Origin of the sequence: Streptomyces sp. NPDC050564 (assembly GCF_044457265.1) — a bacterium.
In the GTDB taxonomy this organism is placed as follows: Bacteria; Actinomycetota; Actinomycetes; order Streptomycetales; family Streptomycetaceae; genus Streptomyces.
In genome coordinates, this window is the sequence record NZ_JBITGS010000043.1 from 21849 (window position 1) to 37216 (window position 15368).

The following is a 15368-nucleotide window of genomic DNA, read 5'->3' on the forward strand; positions in this document are numbered from 1 at the left end:
GCATCGGGTGTCAGCATCCGTCCGGCCAAAGCTGCCCACACCCTGGAAACGCGGACAGCCTCGGAGGTGTCCGTGCGGCCGCATCCGAGGGCCCGCGCCACCGGAGATCGTCGCTGAAGGACAGGCGGAGAGTTCCCGGACTCCTCGGACCGGAGCCCGGCTCTTCCCAGGTCAACGCACCCTTCCGCGCGCCTTCAGTGGCACCGGCGGGAGTCCGGGAGCAGACAGTGGGTCACCGTCGTACCCCTTCACTTCTCCGAAGCGCGAGCCCGTCATCCAGTCCTGGCGTGCCTGCTCGATGTCCTCCTGGGTGCGGCCGATGAAGTTCCACCACATGATCAGCTCCTCCTCGAAGGGCTCGCCACCCAGGAGCATGAGGGCCGCGTCCGACTCGGCGCGCAGGGGGAGTTCGGTGCGGCCGCAGCCGAGGTAGAGCATCGAGCCCGGGAGTACCGGTACGCCGTCGACGTGGGCCTCGCCGGACATGGACAGGACGGCGTACTCGAAGTCGGGCTCCAGCGGCAGTCGTACGTCGGTGCCGCTCGCCAGGGCCAGGTCGGCGCCGACGATCGGGGTGTACGTCGTGCCGGGCGAGGTGGTGCCGTCGACGGTGCCCAGGATGAGCGTGGCCTTGAGGCCGGGAGCCGTGACGACGGGCAGTTCGGCGTGGTGCTCGAAGTGCGGGTCGGTGTGGCGGTGGGGGTCCGGGAGGGCGACCCAGAGCTGCGCGCCGTGCAGGATGCGGGCGTGCGACTTGGGACTCTCCTCGGAGTGGCTGATGGCCCGGCCCGAGGTCATCAGGCCCAGCTCGAGCGGGCGGATCGTCTGGAGGCTGCCCGTGGAGTCGCGGTGCAGCACCTCGCCCTCGTGCAGCCAGCTGACGGTCTGCAGGCCCATGTGCGGGTGCGGCGGGACCTGCATGCCGGGCTCGTCGGCGATGTCGTCAGGCCCGTAGTGATCGACGAAGCACCACGCGCCGACCATGCGACGGCCCAGGTTGGGCAGCAGACGGCGGACTTCAGTGGACTCGCCGAGCTTCACCCGGCGGGGGCTGAGGAGTTCGCGCACCGGCTCGGCCACCACAAACCCGCGGCCACCGCAGAGGGAGGGAACCGCCTCGCGATCAAGATTGCTCATGGCGCCAAACCTAACCCTGTCGGGGACCATCCGTCAGGCCATCGACCCGCCCATTGAGGGGCGCTTGACTCAGAACGGACGCGGTCCTACGACCTCGGTCCCAGGTGTGTACGCCGCTGGGCGGACCAGCCTCCGAAATAGTAGCCATGGATATAGTAGCCATGTACTGTTTCTCGCATGAGTTCGGTGACCTCGGTATCCGAGAACGCGACGCCCGGCTTCCTCGTCTGGCGCCTGTCGATGAAATGGCGCGTGGCCGTCGACCGGGCCCTCGTCCCGCTGGGCCTGACACACGCGCAGTACTCGCTGGTGGCGTCGCTGTACGGCATGCACAGGGACGGGCGGCGCCCCAGTCAGCGCCAGTTGGCCGACCACACCGGACTCGAAGCGCTCTACGTCTCGAAACTGGCCCGCGCCCTGGAGACGGCCGGCCTTGTCGATCGCACCCGGGATCCCGCGGATCCCCGGGCGGTCCAGTTGGCCCTCACGGCGGAGGGGCGCGAGATCGCCCGCCGTGCGATCCGGGTGGTCCAGGGCCTCCTGGACCAGCTTCTCGAGCCCCTCGGCGGGCTCGACGGCGAGCGCACCAAGGCGTTCAGCCACGAACTGGCCACCTTGCTCGACGTACCACTCGATCCACCGTCAGAGAAGACGCATTCCACGAGCGAGCACTCCGAGAAGGAGCAGTCATGACCACCACCACTCCCCTCGTCAACGGCCAGGTCATAGGCCTGGCCCACTATGCGAGCCGCGCCGCCCTGGAGGCCGTGCTGGCCCGCACCGGGACCACCTTCAACCAGTCGGTGGCCCTCAGGGCCGTCTCGGACAACGGCGGGACGGTCGAGCGCGACCGGCTCGTCGGGCGGCTGACCGGTGCGTTGAAGATCGAGGAGGCGGCGGCCCGGGAGACCGTCGACGAGATGACGGCCCTGAAGCAGTTGACGGAGCCGACGCCCGGGCAGGTGTCGCTCACGGACAGCGGCCGCGAGCTGTTCGAGGCGATCCGCGCCGGCGGCAACGAGATCGCGGCACGGCTGTACGCGGACATTCCCGCCGAGGATCTGGCGACCGCGGGTCGTGTGCTGACCCTCATCACGGAGCGGGCCAACGCGGAGCTCACCGGGGCATAGCCGCGACCCGAGGTCGTGGAATATTCAACCAACACATCCGGTTGTGGCCCGTCGAAGGAGGTCAGCAGTGGAAACGACGTACTACGACCACGGAACGGCCGCGGAGCGCTGGGAGCGGGCGCGGATGTTCTTCGACGCCAAGGACTACGCCGCCGCGGCGCGGACTCTGGGCGGGCTGGTCGAGGAGGTACCGGAGCAGGTCGGACCCCGGCTGCTGCTGGCGCGCTCCTACTACCACTCGGCTCAACTGCGCCGCGCCGAGGCGGAGCTGCGCGTGCTCGTGGAGCTCGACCCGGTCGAGCACTACGCCCGGCTGATGCTGGGGCGCACGCTGCAGCGCCAGGGGCGGCACGACGAGGCGGAGTCGCACATCCGCATCGCCTCGGCGCTTGCGGGCGACTTCGCGCAGGTGTGATCCGACCCTTCTCGGCGCAGGTGTGATCCCACCGTCCTCCGCGCAGGTGTGATTCCACCTTTGAGGGCCCCTTCGGGGGTGGGCCGGTCACTTCGGTGACCGGCCCTTCGCGTGTGCCTCGAGGCGACGGCGGCCAGCAGCCGGGGGCCGTCCGCGGGTCCAGATGCAGTTCGGCGAGGCGCGCGATGGGCCAGGCGCTGAGCGGCAGGACCAGTGGCAGGAAGACGGGGACTCCCACGAGACGTCGGTCTTCCGTACCGCCTGCCGTCCCGTCGGCCCCACCCGGCACGGGACCCTCACCGGTCGCTTCGCCCGCCTCCGTTTCCTCCGTCGTCTGCGCCGCTTCGAGCAGCGCGCGACACCTCTTCGTCGCCCGGCGGCCGCGCGGTGACGAAGCCGGCGAGGACGGCCTCGCGGTCGCGTTCACCGTCGAGCAGCCGCCGCATCTTGAGCGCGGCCCGGCCCGCGACGTCGGCGGTGGGCGTCCAGGTGAAGGAACGTCCCTGCCGTTCGCGGGCCACCGCGTCCTTCGCGAGCAGCCGGGTCAGGATGGTCACGACGGTGGTGTACGCAAGGTCGCCGCCCAGGCGCTCCTGCACCCAGACGGCGGTCACCGGGGCGTCCGCCTCGCGCGGCGCCCCGAGTACCTGGACCTCCAACTCGCCCTGCCCGCGGCGTCGGGAGCGCCGGTGCGGCTCCTCGCGGTTGCGGTGCGCCATGTCCGTCTCTCTCCGGCGTGCGCGTGTCTGATCACGCCACCTGGCCGCCGTGGGTGCGCTTCCCCTTCCGGTACGCGATCTCGCCGAGGAGCACGTCCGCGGCGATGAACACCGCCAGCGGGATGCCGAGAAGCGGGACGAAGTAGCCGAGGACCGCGACGGCCGCCATCGCCGGGACGAGGATCTGCGGCGGGACCTGCTGCCAGGCGCCGCGCGGGATGGGTCGCCCGAACGCGGAGGCGCGGCCCCGCTGCCACCACATGCGATAGCCCCACACGATGAGCAGGATCAGCGAGAGCGCGAGGGCCATCAGGGCGATCTGGTTGATCAGGCCGAAGAGGGTGCCGGTGTGGGCGTCGATGCCCCAGCGGGTCAGCTTGGCGAGCAGCGGGTAGTCGGCGAAGCGGAGTTCGTCGGTGACCTTGCCGGTCGCCGGGTCCACGGCCACCGAGTCCTGCTTCTCGGGCCAGCTGCGCTGGATCTGCTTGACGACGTATGCGGAGTCGGCGTCGGCGGGCGGGACGATCTCGACGGGGTCACCGATGCCCTTGGCGCGGGCGGCCGCGAGGATCTTGTCGATGTCGAGGGCGATGTCCCGTGCCGTGGCCTCACCGGTTCCCGCGCCGGTGTGGCCCGCGTGCTCACCGCCCGTCGCCGCCGACACCGAGGGGGTCGCCTGGCCGAGCGAGGTCCTGAGGGTGTCGATGTTCGCGCCGGCATACGTCGACCACGTCAGACCGGTAGCCGAGAGGCAGACGAACCCCGCGGCCGCCCAGACGCCGACCGTGCCGTGCAGTCCCAGGGTGCGGCGGCGTCCGCTGGTGCCGCGTACCTTGCGCTGGGAGCGTCGGCGGCCGAACCACAGCACGAGTCCGCCGCCCGCGATCACCCACAGCCAGCTCGCGGCGAGTTCGCTGTAGAGCCGGCCGTTCTCGCCCACCTGCAGATTGGCGTGGAGCCCGTCGATCCAGGTGCGCAGCGGCAGCGCGCCGGTGGAGCCGTACTGTTCGAGGGCTCCGCGTACCTTCCCGGTGTACGGGTCGACGAAGACCGCGAGGGTGTGGTCGGCGCCGACGCCGGGGACGCCGGAGAGCAGCACGCGGGTGGTCGCGTCGGCCTCCGGTGCAGGGCGTACCGCCGAGACCGCGCCCTCGGGGTGGGCCTTGCGGGCGGCGGCCACCTGCTGGGACAGCGTCAGTTCGTGGTCGCCGACGGGGACGGTCAGCTCATGGGAGTACACGATCTTCTCGGCCTGGAACGAGGCGGCGTACAGGAAGCCGGTCGCGGCGGCGACCAGCAGGAACGGGGCGACGAGCAGTCCGGCGTAGAAGTGCAGGCGCAGGACCAGGGGGCGCAGCGGGGACCAGGCTCTTCGGGACGGTGCGGGGGTGACGGACTGCGGGGACTCGTCCGTCGCGGTCGAGGGAGCGGTGGACATGCGGCGGGTTCTCCGGTCGGGCAGGGGACGGAAACGGGCCGTGGGTCAAGGAGTTGGGCTCCTTTCGCCGGTGGCGGTCCAGTAGTCGGGGCACAGCGGCGCCCAGTTCCCGGGCAGATACGTGGTGCGCGTCACATGCGGGAAGATGCGGGACTCGCCTGGCTCCGCCTCGCTCAGCGCGGTCCGTGTTGGCATCCTGGCGCGATGGCATCCGAACGTGACCCCAGCCCCTCACGCCCCCTGAGCGACCGGGTCGAGGAACTCCTCGCCCACGAAGGCCCGTTGCCGATCGTCGCCGCCGGTGACCCGGTGCTGCGCCGACCGGCCGAGCCCTTCGACGGCCAGCTGGGCCCGGGGCTGCTGACCCGCTTCGTGGCCGCCCTGCGCGCGACGATGCACGCGGCACCGGGCGTCGGCCTCGCGGCGCCGCAGGTCGGCGTACCGCTGCGGCTCGCCGTCATCGAGGACCCGGCTCCGGTCTCCGAGGAGGTGCGGCTGACACGCGGGCGGGTGCCGCAGCCGTTCCGGGTGCTGGTCAATCCGTCGTACGAGGGTGTCGGCGCGGGTCGGTCCGCGTTCTTCGAGGGCTGCCTGAGCGTTCCGGGTTGGCAGGCGGTGGTGGCCCGGCACTCCGAGGTGCGGCTGAGGGCGCTGGACGAGCACGGCCTCGCGGTCGACGAGGTGTTCACCGGCTGGCCCGCGCGCATCGTCCAGCACGAGACGGACCACCTGGACGGCGTGCTCTACCTCGACCGCGCGGAGTTGCGCTCACTGTCCTCGAACCAGGCGATGGCCGAGCACTGGAACCAGCCGACGCCTCAGCGGGCTGCCGAGGCACTGGGGTTCGAGCTGCCCGAAGGAACCGGCGGACGCCGAAAGCCGGCATGAAGTGAAGCCCGACGGAGGCCGAGAGCGCGCACGGGCGGAAAAATCCGTCGCGCCCGAGCGAGCCCCTCGCTAGCCTGGCCCCCATGTCTACGCCCCGCATCTCTTAGCTCAAGGACCCGCTTCCACGCCACCCGTGTGTCCTTTTGCTGATTGATTCCCCGGAGCGTATTCCCATGATCACCGTTCGCGGTGTCGACGTGCGCGTGGGCGCCCGTCTGCTGCTGTCCGACATCTCCTTCCACGTCTCCCCCGGCGACCGCATCGGCCTGGTCGGCCGCAACGGCGCCGGCAAGACCACTCTCCTGAACACTCTGGCGGGGCAGACGCGCCCCGCCGCCGGTTCCGTCTCCCGTACGGGGGCGCTCGGTTATCTGCCCCAGGACCCCCGCGCGGCCGACCCGACGGTCACGGTCACCGACCGGATCCTGTCGGCGCGGGGCCTGGACGAGGCCGTACGCGCGCTGCGTGCCGCCGAGGCCTCGATGGCCGACGGATCCGAACGGGCGATGAACGCCTATGTGCGTGCGGAGGCCGAGTTCCAGTCGCGTGGCGGGTACGCGGCCGAGGCGGAGGCATCCCGGGTCGCCGCGGGCCTCGGGCTGCCGACGCGGGTCATGCACCAGCCGGTCGGCGCCCTGTCCGGTGGTCAGCGCCGCCGTGTCGAGCTGGCCCGCATCCTGTTCGCGGACCACGGCACCCTGCTGCTGGACGAGCCGACGAACCACCTGGACGCCGACTCGGTCGCCTGGCTGCGCGGCTTCTTGACGAACCATCAGGCGGGACTCGTGCTCATCAGTCATGACACCTCGCTGCTGGCCGACGTCGTCAACCGTGTCTTCCACCTCGACCCGCGGCGGGCCACGCTCGACGTCCACAACACGGGCTGGCAGGCCTACCTCGCTCAGCGGGATGCCGACGAGCGCCGCCGCTCCCGGGAGCGGGCCCATGCCGAGCGCAAGGCGGCGGCGCTGCACGCCCGGGCGGACAAGATGCGCGCCCATGTGTCGACGGCCGTGGCGGCCAAGAACATGGTGCGCCGCGCCGAGCGCATGCTCGCCGAGCTCGAACCGGTCCGGCAGACGGAGAAGGTGGCCAGAATCCGGCTGCCCGAGCCCGCCCCCTGCGGACGCATGCCTCTCGGCGCGGTGAGCCTGACCAAGTCGTACGGGGATCTCCGCGTCCTGAGCGGAGTCGACCTGGCCGTCGACCGGGGCAGCCGGCTGGTGATCCTCGGCCTGAACGGCTCGGGCAAGACCACGCTGCTGCGGCTCCTGGCCGGCCACGACACCCCGGACAGCGGGCGTGTGGTGCACGGTCATGGGCTGCGCCTCGGCTACTTCGCTCAGGAGCACGACACGCTGGACCCCGCCGACACGGTCCGCGGCCAGCTGGCCGCCGCGGCGCCGCATCTCACCCTCGGCGAGGTGCGGCGGGTGCTCGGCTCGTTCCTGTTCACCGGCGACGACGCCGACAAGCGCGTAGGCGTCCTGTCCGGCGGCGAGAAGACCCGCCTCGCCCTCGCGGGTCTGGTGCACTCGGGCGCGAACGTGCTGCTCCTGGACGAGCCCACCAACAACCTCGACCCGGTCTCCCGGGCCGAGGTGCTGGCCGCGGTGGGCACCTACCCGGGCGCGATCGTCATGGTCACCCACGACGAGGGCGCCATCGAGGCCCTGCGTCCGGACCGGGTGCTGCTCCTCCCGGATGCCGACGAGGATCTGTGGAGCGAGGAGTATCTGGAGCTGGTGTCGCCGGCGTGACGCCGAGGGTGCCGCCGGGACCGGCGGCACCCGGCGGGTCGGCTATGCGTCCCGGTACGCCTCCAGCAGCCGCAGCCACACCTCGCTCACCGTCGGATAGGACGGGACCGCGTGCCACAGGCGGCTGATCGGCACCTCGCCCGCGACCGCGATGGACGCCGAGTGGATCAGCTCGCCCACGCCGGGGCCGACGAGGGTGAGGCCGAGAATGATCTCGCGGTCGATGTCGACGACCATGCGGGCCTTGCCGCGGTAGCCGTGCGCGTACAGGCCCGCGCCCGCCACCGAGGACATGTCCACGTCCACGGCCCGGACACGGTGGCCGGCCTGCTGCGCCTCGGCGAGCGAGAGGCCCACGGCCGCGGCCTCCGGGTCGGTGAAGACGACCTGCGGGACGGCCGCGTGGTCGGCGGTCGCGGCGTGCGCGCCCCAGGGATCGGTCTCCAGGAGGGGTACTCCCGCGGCGCGGGCGGCGATGGCGGCGCCCGCGATCCTGGCCTGGTACTTGCCCTGGTGGGTGAGGAGCGCGCGGTGGTTGACGTCGCCGACCGCGTACAGCCACTCGCTGCCGATGACCCGGAGGCTGTCGTCGACGTCGAGCCACGAACCCGGCTCGAGGCCGATCGTGTCGAGGCCGATGTCGTCGGTGTGCGGCACGCGGCCGGTGGCGAAGAGGATCTCGTCGGCCTCGATTCGGTCGCCTGTGTTCGTCAGGACCACCACGGTCGAGCCCTCGCGGGTCACGGCCGTCACCGAGGTGCCGGTGCGGACATCCGCGCCCGCCTCCTTCAGGCCCTCGGCGACCAGTTCCCCGGCGAAGGGTTCCATGCGGGGCAGCAGGCCCTTGCCGCGGACGAGGACAGTGACCTGGGAGCCGAAGGCCTGCCAGGCCGTGGCCATCTCGGTGGCGACCACACCACCGCCCACCACGATCAGCCGCCCGGGCGCGGCGGGCGCGCTGGTGGCCTCGCGGCTGGTCCAGGGCTTGACCTGAGCGAGCCCCGGCAGGCCGGGGAGCTGGGCGCGGGTGCCGGTGCACACGACGACGGCATGCCGGGCGGTCAGCCGGTGCCGCTCGCCGTCCGGTCCTTCGACGGTCACCGTGCGAGGCCCGGCGAGCCGCCCGTGTCCGCGGTACAGGACGGCTCCGATGCCGTCCAGCCAGCCGACCTGGCCGTCGTCCTTCCAGTGGGAGGTGTAGTAGTCGCGGTGGGCGAGCACCGCGGGGACGTCGAGAGGGCCCTGCACGGCCTGGCTCAGGCCGGGCACGCGGCGGGCGTCGGCACGGGCGATGACCGGGCGCAGCAGGGCCTTGCTGGGCATACAGGCCCAGTACGAGCACTCGCCGCCGACCAGCTCGCTCTCCACGACCGCGGTGGAGAGGCCGGCCGCGCGGGCGCGGTCGGCCACGTTCTCCCCCACGGGCCCGGCACCGAGCACCACGACGTCGTAGGCGATGGATTCCGTTTCCGTCATGGGGCCAGTCTGGTTGCTGGTGTGCGCCGTGGCCACACGGGTACGTGCGCGGAATACGCCCCCGGTAGGCGGCGTTGTGCAGACCGGCATGACCCGGACCCGAGGAAGAGGGAAACACACATGAGCAGCACCGTGGAGCTCACCAAGGAGAACTTCGACCAGACGGTCACGGACAACGAGTTCGTCCTGATCGACTTCTGGGCGTCCTGGTGCGGGCCGTGCCGTCAGTTCGCCCCCGTCTATGAGAAGGCGGCGACGGCCAACCCCGACCTGGTGTTCGCCAAGGTCGACACCGAGGCACAGCCGGAGCTGGCCGCCGCCTTCGACATCCAGTCGATTCCCACGCTGATGATCGTCCGCGACCAGGTCGCGATCTTCGCCCAGCCCGGAGCGCTGCCCGAGGCCGCCCTGGACGACGTCATCGGGCAGGCCCGGAAGCTGGACATGGACGAGGTCCGCAAGTCGATCGCGGAGCAGCAGGCTCAGCAGACCGGCGAGTAGGACCCGCTCCGCGGATCAGAACGGGTACGCCGCCACATCCCCGCGCACCGTCGTCCAGCGCACGTCGGTGAAGGCCTCCAGGTTGGCCTCACCGCCGAAGCGGGCGCCGGTGCCGGAGGAGGCGATCCCGCCGAAGGGCGCGACGGCCTCGTCGTTGACGGTCTGGTCGTTGATGTGCGCGATGCCGGTGGGGATGCGCTCGGCGAGGTCGAGGCCGCGGGCGGTGTCCCGGGTCACGATGCCCAGCGAGAGGCCGTAGGGTCCCGCCGCGGCGAGGGCCGCGGCCTCGTCGAGGGCGCTGAACGAACGGACCGGCGCGACCGGCCCGAAGACCTCCTCCGTGTACGCGGGAGTCGTGTCGTCGACGCCCGCGATGACCGTCGGGCGGTAGAAGAGCTTCTCGTGCGTGCCGCCCGCGGCCAACTTGGCCCCGTGTGCCGTGCTGGACTCCACCAGCCCCTGGATCTTGGTGAGTTGGGCGCTGTCGATGATCGGCCCGAGGTGCACCTGCTCGCGGTACGGGTCTCCGACGGCGAGGGAGTCGGCCTTGGCGGCGAGCCGCTCGACGTACTCCTCGTAGAGGGAGGCGTGCACGAGGTGGCGCCCCGTCGTCATGCAGATCTGCCCCTGGTGGAAGAAGGAGCCCCAGGCCGCCGTGGAGATCACTGCGTCGAGGTCGGCGTCCTCCAGGACGATCAGGGCGGAGTTTCCGCCCAACTCCAGGTGTGCGCGCTTGAGATGACGGCCCGCCGCCTCGCCGACCGCCCGTCCGGCGGCAGTCGATCCGGTGAAGGAGATCACCGGCACCAGCGGGTCGGCGACGAGTGCCTGGCCGGCCTCGGGGCCGCCGGGCAGGATGTGCAGCAGCCCCTCGGGAAGACCCGCCTCGGCGAAGACGGCGGCGAGCGCGAGGCCGCCGCACACCGCGGTGCGCGGGTCCGGCTTCAGCACGACGCCGTTGCCGAGGGCAAGCGCCGGGGCCACCGAGCGGATCGAGAGAATCAGCGGGGCGTTGAAGGGGGCGATCACGCCGACGACGCCCACCGGGACGCGCCGTGTGTACGACAGGCGCGGCGCCTCGGACGGCAGGACCTGGCCTGCCGGACGTGAGGCGAGCGCGGCCGCCTCGTAGCACTCCTGGGCGGCGACATGCAGTTCGAAGTCGGCCTTGCCCGGGATGGAGCCGGACTCGCGCACGATCCAGTCACGCAGTTCGTCGGCGTGCGTGGCGAAGAGGTCCCCCGCCTTGCGCAGAACGGCGGCGCGGACGAAGTGCGGGGCCCTGGCCCACTCGGCCTGGGCGGCGCGGGCGTCCCGCGCGGCCGTCGCGACGTCCTCGGCGGCGGCGAGCGTGACGGCGCCGAGCGACTCGCCGGTGGCGGGCTCGGTGACGGCGTACTCGCCTCCCGAGAGGGTGCGGGACTGCCAGGTCTTGGGGTCGAGCAGCGGCATGACGGCTCTCCGATCGATCACTGATCACCAGCGGGACTCGGCACGGTCATGGGCTTCGGCGAGCTCACACACTCGTCGAGCTCATGACGCGAGCGGAAGTCCTGTGTAGTTCGCGGCAAGTTCGGCTGCCGCGTGACGGGATGCCGTGATCCGGCGCAGCCGTGCGAGCTGCATCCGGCGGTCGAAGACATCCCCATCTGGTTGAGCATGCAACATCCTAGTCATGTCGTACGAGAAACGCGTGGCCTGCCACACCCGCTCCAGGCACAACTCCGAGTACTGGTCGAGAAGTTGCGTCGATCCCGTGCGATGGAACTCGGCGAAGCAGCGGGCCAGGACCCGTACGTCGGACACGGCGAGGTTGAGGCCCTTGGCGCCCGTCGGCGGCACTATGTGCGCGGCATCCCCGGCCAGGAACAGCCTGCCGTGGCACATCGGCTCGTGGACACAACTGCGCATCGGTGTCACGGACTTGGAGGTGATCGGGCCGCGCTCCAGCCGCCAGTCGCCGTCGATCGCGAAGCGAGCGCAGAGTTCGTCCCAGATGCGCTCGTCGGGCCAGTCCTCGACGTCGGTGCCGTTCGGGACCTGCAGGTACAGCCGGGAGACCGACGGTGAGCGCATGCTGTGCAGGGCGAAGCCGCCCGGGCCACGGGCGTAGATCAACTCCTCGCAGGAGGGCGGCACATCGGCCAGGATTCCGAGCCATGAATAGGGGTAGTCGTGCGCGTACGTGCGGCTCGCCTCGACCGGGAAGGCGCCCTGCGCGATGCCGTGGGAGCCGTCGCAGCCGACCACGTAGTCGCAGCTCAGCGTCTGTTCGCGGCCCTCGTGCACAAATCGCACGACGGGTGACTCGCTCTCCGGCTTCTCGACGGCGAGCGCCTCGGCCCCGAACAACAGCGGCGGCCCCTCGGCGAGTTGGAGAGCGATCAGGTCCTTCACGATCTCCGTCTGGGCGTAGATCGTGACGGTGCGGCCGCCGGTGAGCACCGGGAAGTCGATGCGGTGGCGCTCGCGCTCGAAGCGCAGCTCGATGCCGTGGTGGATCAGGCCCTCGGCGTCCAGACGCTCGGCGGCGCCGCACTCGCGCAGCGCGTTCACCGTGCCCTGCTCCAGCATTCCGGCGCGCTGGCGCTGCTCGACGTAGGCCTGGGCCCTGCTCTCCAGGACGACGCAGTCGATTCCCGTCCGATGCAGCAGCCGGGCCAGCAGCAGCCCGGCCGGGCCGCCGCCGATGATGCCGACCGTGGTCCGCATGACGCGCCTCCCGCTTCTGGTCCGGCCGGGGACCGGTTACAGCCTCTCTCAGCTCGAGTCGCGATGCACGACCCGCGCGCCCAGCACCTCGTGCGTCTCGGGCGTCGCGCCGGGTTCCCGCACCGCGCGGTCGACCAGCTCGGCCAGGTCCCGTCCGGACGGCAGCTCGATGTGGACGGTGCTCAGCCGGGGCCGCAGCAGCCGGCCGAGCATCAGGTCGTCCGCGCCGATGACGGCCGTCTCGTCCGGGATGCCGATGCCCTCGTCCTGCAGGGCGCGCATCAGCAGCATCGCGTACTCGTCGTTGTACGCGAACACGGCGTCGAGGCCGAGGGAGCGCCAGCGGGCCGCGAGACGGGCGGCGGCCTCCTCCTCGTAGGCCAGCGGCAGCTCGGTCACCGACGCGTCCGTGCCGTGCAGGGCGCGGCGCACACCTTCGAGACGGGGCTGGGAGAAGATCTCCAGGCCCGCTTCCTCGGGTACCACGACACCGATGCGGCGGCGGCCGCGGGCCGCCAGGTGGGCGCCCGCGCAGTGGCCGACCCGGTCGTGGTCCATGAGCAGCGCGTGCGCGCCCTCGACGCCCTCGGGGCCCAGCGTGACGACGGCCCGTGCACCGGAGCGCTTGAGGACGGCCACGCCCTGCGGGCCGAGCCCACTGCCGGGCACCAGGACGGCGACCGGGCGCAGCTCCGCCCAGACGCGGGCCGCCTCGTCGCCGTGCAGGCCGACGCTGCCGTACTGCACGACGGTGTAGTCCAGACGGCTGAGGGCCCACTGGAGCTCGTTGAAGAACTGGCTGTACAGAGGGCCCACGGGCACGGACGGCGCCGGCATCAGAACCATGCGGCTGTGCCCGGCGCGCAGGCTGCGGGCGGCGGCGTGCGGGACGTACCCGAGCTCCTTGGCGGCCTCGTGGACGCGGCGCCGGGTGGGTTCGCTGATCCGGACGGCGCTGGTGTTGTTCAGGACGTACGAGACGGTCGCGCGCGAGACGCCCGCGAGGCGGGCCACATCGGCACTCGTCGGCACGGGTCGTTGTGCGGGCGACGGCGGGGCGGACTGCTTCGGTATCTGCACCATGACGTAGCGCATCCTTGCAGAAGCACGGCGCGCCGCTTTGCGCCGGGGGAGCTTCGGGTCCCCAGGGCAGCGGAACTCCCGCTTCCGCAAGGGAACTCACGCTTCCCGTACCGCAGAGGCCTTCCGGAGGTTACCGTTCGGTAGACGACGTGCTTCGGAGGTGTCCCGGATGGCTCCCGACCGTGCCACAGGCCTGGCGGAGTGTGCTCGCGCCCTCGCCGACGGTGAGGTGACCGCGCGCGAGGTGGTCGAGCGGGCGCTGGCCCGGATCGAGGCGACTCAGCCCACCGTGAACGCCTTCCGGGTGGTGCGCGCCGAGGCGGCGCTCGCCGAGGCCGACGCGGCGGACAAGGAACTGGCGGCTGGGGTGCGACGGCCGCTGCTCGGGGTCCCGGTGGCGGTGAAGGACGACATGGACGTGGCGGGCGAGCCGACCGCGTTCGGCTGCCGGGGCGACTTCCCGCCCCAGGTCGAGGACGGGGAGGCCGTACGCCGGCTGAGGGTCGCCGGAGCCGTCGTCATCGGCAAGACCAACACCTGCGAGCTCGGCCAGTGGCCCTTCACCGAGGGGCCCGCCTTCGGCGCCACCCGCAATCCCTGGCACCACGACCACACCCCGGGCGGGTCGTCCGGGGGCTCCGCGGCGGCGGTCGCGGCAGGGCTCGTCCCGGCGGCGCTGGGTTCGGACGGCGCGGGCTCGGTGCGCATTCCGGCCTCCTGGACGCATCTGATCGGGATCAAGCCCCAGCGCGGCCGGATCTCGACCTGGCCGCGCCCGGAGTCCTTCCAGGGCATCACGGTGAACGGAACGCTCGCCCGCACGGTCGCCGACGCGGCCCTGCTGCTGGACGCGGCGAGCGGCAACCACGACGGCGATCTGCACCGCCCGGCCGCGCTGCGCGTGTCCGACGCGGTGGGCCGCGACCCGGGCCGGCTGCGGATCGCGCTGTCGCTGAAACCGCCGTTCACCGCCCTGCCCGCCCGGCTCGACCCCGCCGTACGGGCGAAAGTCCTCGCGCTCGCGGAGCGGCTCGCGGCGCTCGGGCACGAGGTGGAGGAGGCGGAGCCGCGGTACGGGCAGATCGGGCTCACCTTCATCCCGCGCGCGACCGTCGGCCTCGCCGAGCGGGTGCGCGACGTGCCGTTCCCGGATCTCCTCGACCGGCGCACCCGCGACGCCGCCCGCCTCGGCCGATTGCTCGGCGGCGCGCCCCTGCGGGCGGCCCGCCGGGCGGAGGCCACGCTGCACCGCCGGATCGGCGCGCTCTTCGACACCTACGACGTGCTGCTGGCGCCGACGACCGCCGCTCCCCCGCCACGGATCGGCTCGATGGTGAACCTCGGCGGCCTCGGCACCGACCGGGCCATGATCGCCGCTTGCCCGTACGCCTGGCCGTGGAACATCCTGGGGTGGCCCGGTGTGAACGTCCCCGCGGGCTTCGTGGATGGGGGCACCTCCCTGGCCGAGCGAGGCCCGGACCATGGGGGAAGGCTGCCCGTCGGCGCCCAACTGCTCGGACCGGCGAACAGCGAGCAGCTTCTGGTGTCGCTGGCGGCCCAGTTGGAGGCGGATCTGCGCTGGCACGAACAGTGGCCGCCGCACGAGGCTCCGGCGAACTCTCCGGCGGCATGAGCGAGTTCCAGCCCTGCGACGGGCAACAGCGGGCGTCCTGCCCGCATCCTCGGTAGCGGACGGCGCTCTGCAGCAACGGTGGATACACGGTGGACGCCGCACCGTCGACGGTAGTGCCCGCGAACTGCGGCATCGCCCGCAGTTCGCCGTGCATCGGTGCCGGGTAGCCCAAGGCCGGGGCCGAGACCTCGTCCAGCGCGCGGAGGTGTTCGGGGGCGAGCGCCGCCTCCAGGCCGGCGAGGTTGTCGGCCAGGTGTTCCACCCGCCGGGCAGCCGAGGATGAGCACCACGGTGCCCTCACGGGCGCGCAGCCAGGCCGGCGACACCGCCGCGGAGGCGCCGCGCGTCTGCGCGCGGACAGTCACCCGCACGACATCCGACACCTGCCCCAAGGACCGGAGTCGACCGTCGACGAAGGTTGATGCGCCGTCATTCCCGTCGCGGACACAGACTCACCGCGTTGCCGGTCGTTAGTC

General features: G+C 72.0%; 15 protein-coding genes. 7 read left to right on the forward strand and 8 right to left on the reverse strand.

From position 1 onward, the window contains the following. Positions 1-171 precede the first annotated feature (171 nt). Entirely contained in the window at positions 172-1137 is a 966-nt protein-coding gene (locus tag ACIBK0_RS43220) for a pirin family protein (protein ID WP_399093095.1), read from the reverse strand. 177 nt (positions 1138-1314) lie between these two features. On the opposite strand from ACIBK0_RS43220, the gene ACIBK0_RS43225 reads away from it, so the two are divergent. The 3 genes from ACIBK0_RS43225 (at position 1315) to ACIBK0_RS43235 (ending at position 2682) form a co-directional block, all read left to right on the forward strand. Then, on the forward strand, positions 1315-1830 hold the full coding sequence (locus tag ACIBK0_RS43225; RefSeq protein WP_399093098.1) for a MarR family winged helix-turn-helix transcriptional regulator: 516 nt from the start codon (positions 1315-1317) through the stop codon (positions 1828-1830). After that, entirely contained in the window at positions 1827-2267 is a 441-nt protein-coding gene (locus ACIBK0_RS43230) for a MarR family winged helix-turn-helix transcriptional regulator (protein ID WP_399093101.1), read from the forward strand. The genes ACIBK0_RS43225 and ACIBK0_RS43230 overlap by 4 nt, the downstream gene beginning before the upstream one ends. A gap of 67 nt (positions 2268-2334) precedes the next feature. After that, positions 2335-2682 (forward strand): tetratricopeptide repeat protein, encoded by a 348-nt coding sequence (locus ACIBK0_RS43235; RefSeq protein WP_399093104.1) that lies wholly within the window; start codon positions 2335-2337, stop codon positions 2680-2682. 296 nt (positions 2683-2978) lie between these two features. Here the strand turns inward: ACIBK0_RS43235 and ACIBK0_RS43240 are convergent, their stop codons facing one another. Genes ACIBK0_RS43240 through ACIBK0_RS43250 form a run of 3 tightly spaced genes read right to left on the reverse strand, consistent with a single transcriptional unit; the run spans position 2979 to position 5034 of the window. After that, positions 2979-3401 carry a BlaI/MecI/CopY family transcriptional regulator gene (locus tag ACIBK0_RS43240; protein ID WP_399093107.1) on the reverse strand — a complete coding sequence of 141 codons (423 nt, stop codon included), beginning with the start codon at positions 3399-3401 and terminating at the stop codon, positions 2979-2981. A 31-nt stretch (positions 3402-3432) separates the two neighbouring features. Further along, positions 3433-4839 carry a PepSY-associated TM helix domain-containing protein gene (locus ACIBK0_RS43245; protein ID WP_399093109.1) on the reverse strand — a complete coding sequence of 469 codons (1407 nt, stop codon included), beginning with the start codon at positions 4837-4839 and terminating at the stop codon, positions 3433-3435. A gap of 45 nt (positions 4840-4884) precedes the next feature. Continuing rightward, the gene (locus ACIBK0_RS43250) at positions 4885-5034 is read right to left on the reverse strand and encodes a hypothetical protein (protein ID WP_399093112.1); all 150 of its coding nucleotides are present in this window, start codon (positions 5032-5034) and stop codon (positions 4885-4887) included. 9 nt (positions 5035-5043) lie between these two features. Between ACIBK0_RS43250 and ACIBK0_RS43255 the strand changes: the two genes are divergently transcribed. Then, complete coding sequence (locus ACIBK0_RS43255) at positions 5044-5727, forward strand: peptide deformylase (RefSeq protein WP_399093115.1); 684 nt, start codon at positions 5044-5046, stop codon at positions 5725-5727. A 173-nt stretch (positions 5728-5900) separates the two neighbouring features. Next, entirely contained in the window at positions 5901-7487 is a 1587-nt protein-coding gene (locus ACIBK0_RS43260; RefSeq protein WP_399093118.1) for an ABC-F family ATP-binding cassette domain-containing protein, read from the forward strand. A gap of 42 nt (positions 7488-7529) precedes the next feature. Here ACIBK0_RS43260 and ACIBK0_RS43265 read toward each other — a convergent pair whose 3' ends face one another. Continuing rightward, the gene (locus tag ACIBK0_RS43265; RefSeq protein WP_399093121.1) at positions 7530-8963 is read right to left on the reverse strand and encodes a dihydrolipoyl dehydrogenase family protein; all 1434 of its coding nucleotides are present in this window, start codon (positions 8961-8963) and stop codon (positions 7530-7532) included. A gap of 120 nt (positions 8964-9083) precedes the next feature. Here ACIBK0_RS43265 and trxA point away from each other — a divergent pair, with 120 nt between their 5' ends. Beyond that, positions 9084-9464, forward strand: a complete 381-nt coding sequence (gene trxA / locus ACIBK0_RS43270) for a thioredoxin (RefSeq protein ID WP_399093124.1) — start codon at positions 9084-9086, stop codon at positions 9462-9464. Between the two features lie 15 nt (positions 9465-9479). Here trxA and ACIBK0_RS43275 read toward each other — a convergent pair whose 3' ends face one another. The 3 genes from ACIBK0_RS43275 to ACIBK0_RS43285 all read right to left on the reverse strand — a co-directional run bounded on the left by ACIBK0_RS43275 (position 9480) and on the right by ACIBK0_RS43285 (position 13259). Further along, positions 9480-10916: an aldehyde dehydrogenase family protein gene (locus ACIBK0_RS43275; RefSeq protein ID WP_399093127.1), complete on the reverse strand. Its 1437-nt coding sequence runs from the start codon at positions 10914-10916 to the stop codon at positions 9480-9482. Between the two features lie 81 nt (positions 10917-10997). Further along, positions 10998-12176 (reverse strand): 4-hydroxybenzoate 3-monooxygenase, encoded by a 1179-nt coding sequence (locus ACIBK0_RS43280; RefSeq protein ID WP_399093130.1) that lies wholly within the window; start codon positions 12174-12176, stop codon positions 10998-11000. 48 nt (positions 12177-12224) lie between these two features. Next, complete coding sequence (locus ACIBK0_RS43285) at positions 12225-13259, reverse strand: LacI family DNA-binding transcriptional regulator (protein ID WP_399093133.1); 1035 nt, start codon at positions 13257-13259, stop codon at positions 12225-12227. A gap of 169 nt (positions 13260-13428) precedes the next feature. On the opposite strand from ACIBK0_RS43285, the gene ACIBK0_RS43290 reads away from it, so the two are divergent. Continuing rightward, positions 13429-14892, forward strand: a complete 1464-nt coding sequence (locus ACIBK0_RS43290; protein ID WP_399093136.1) for an amidase — start codon at positions 13429-13431, stop codon at positions 14890-14892. The last annotated feature ends 476 nt before the right edge of the window (positions 14893-15368 follow it).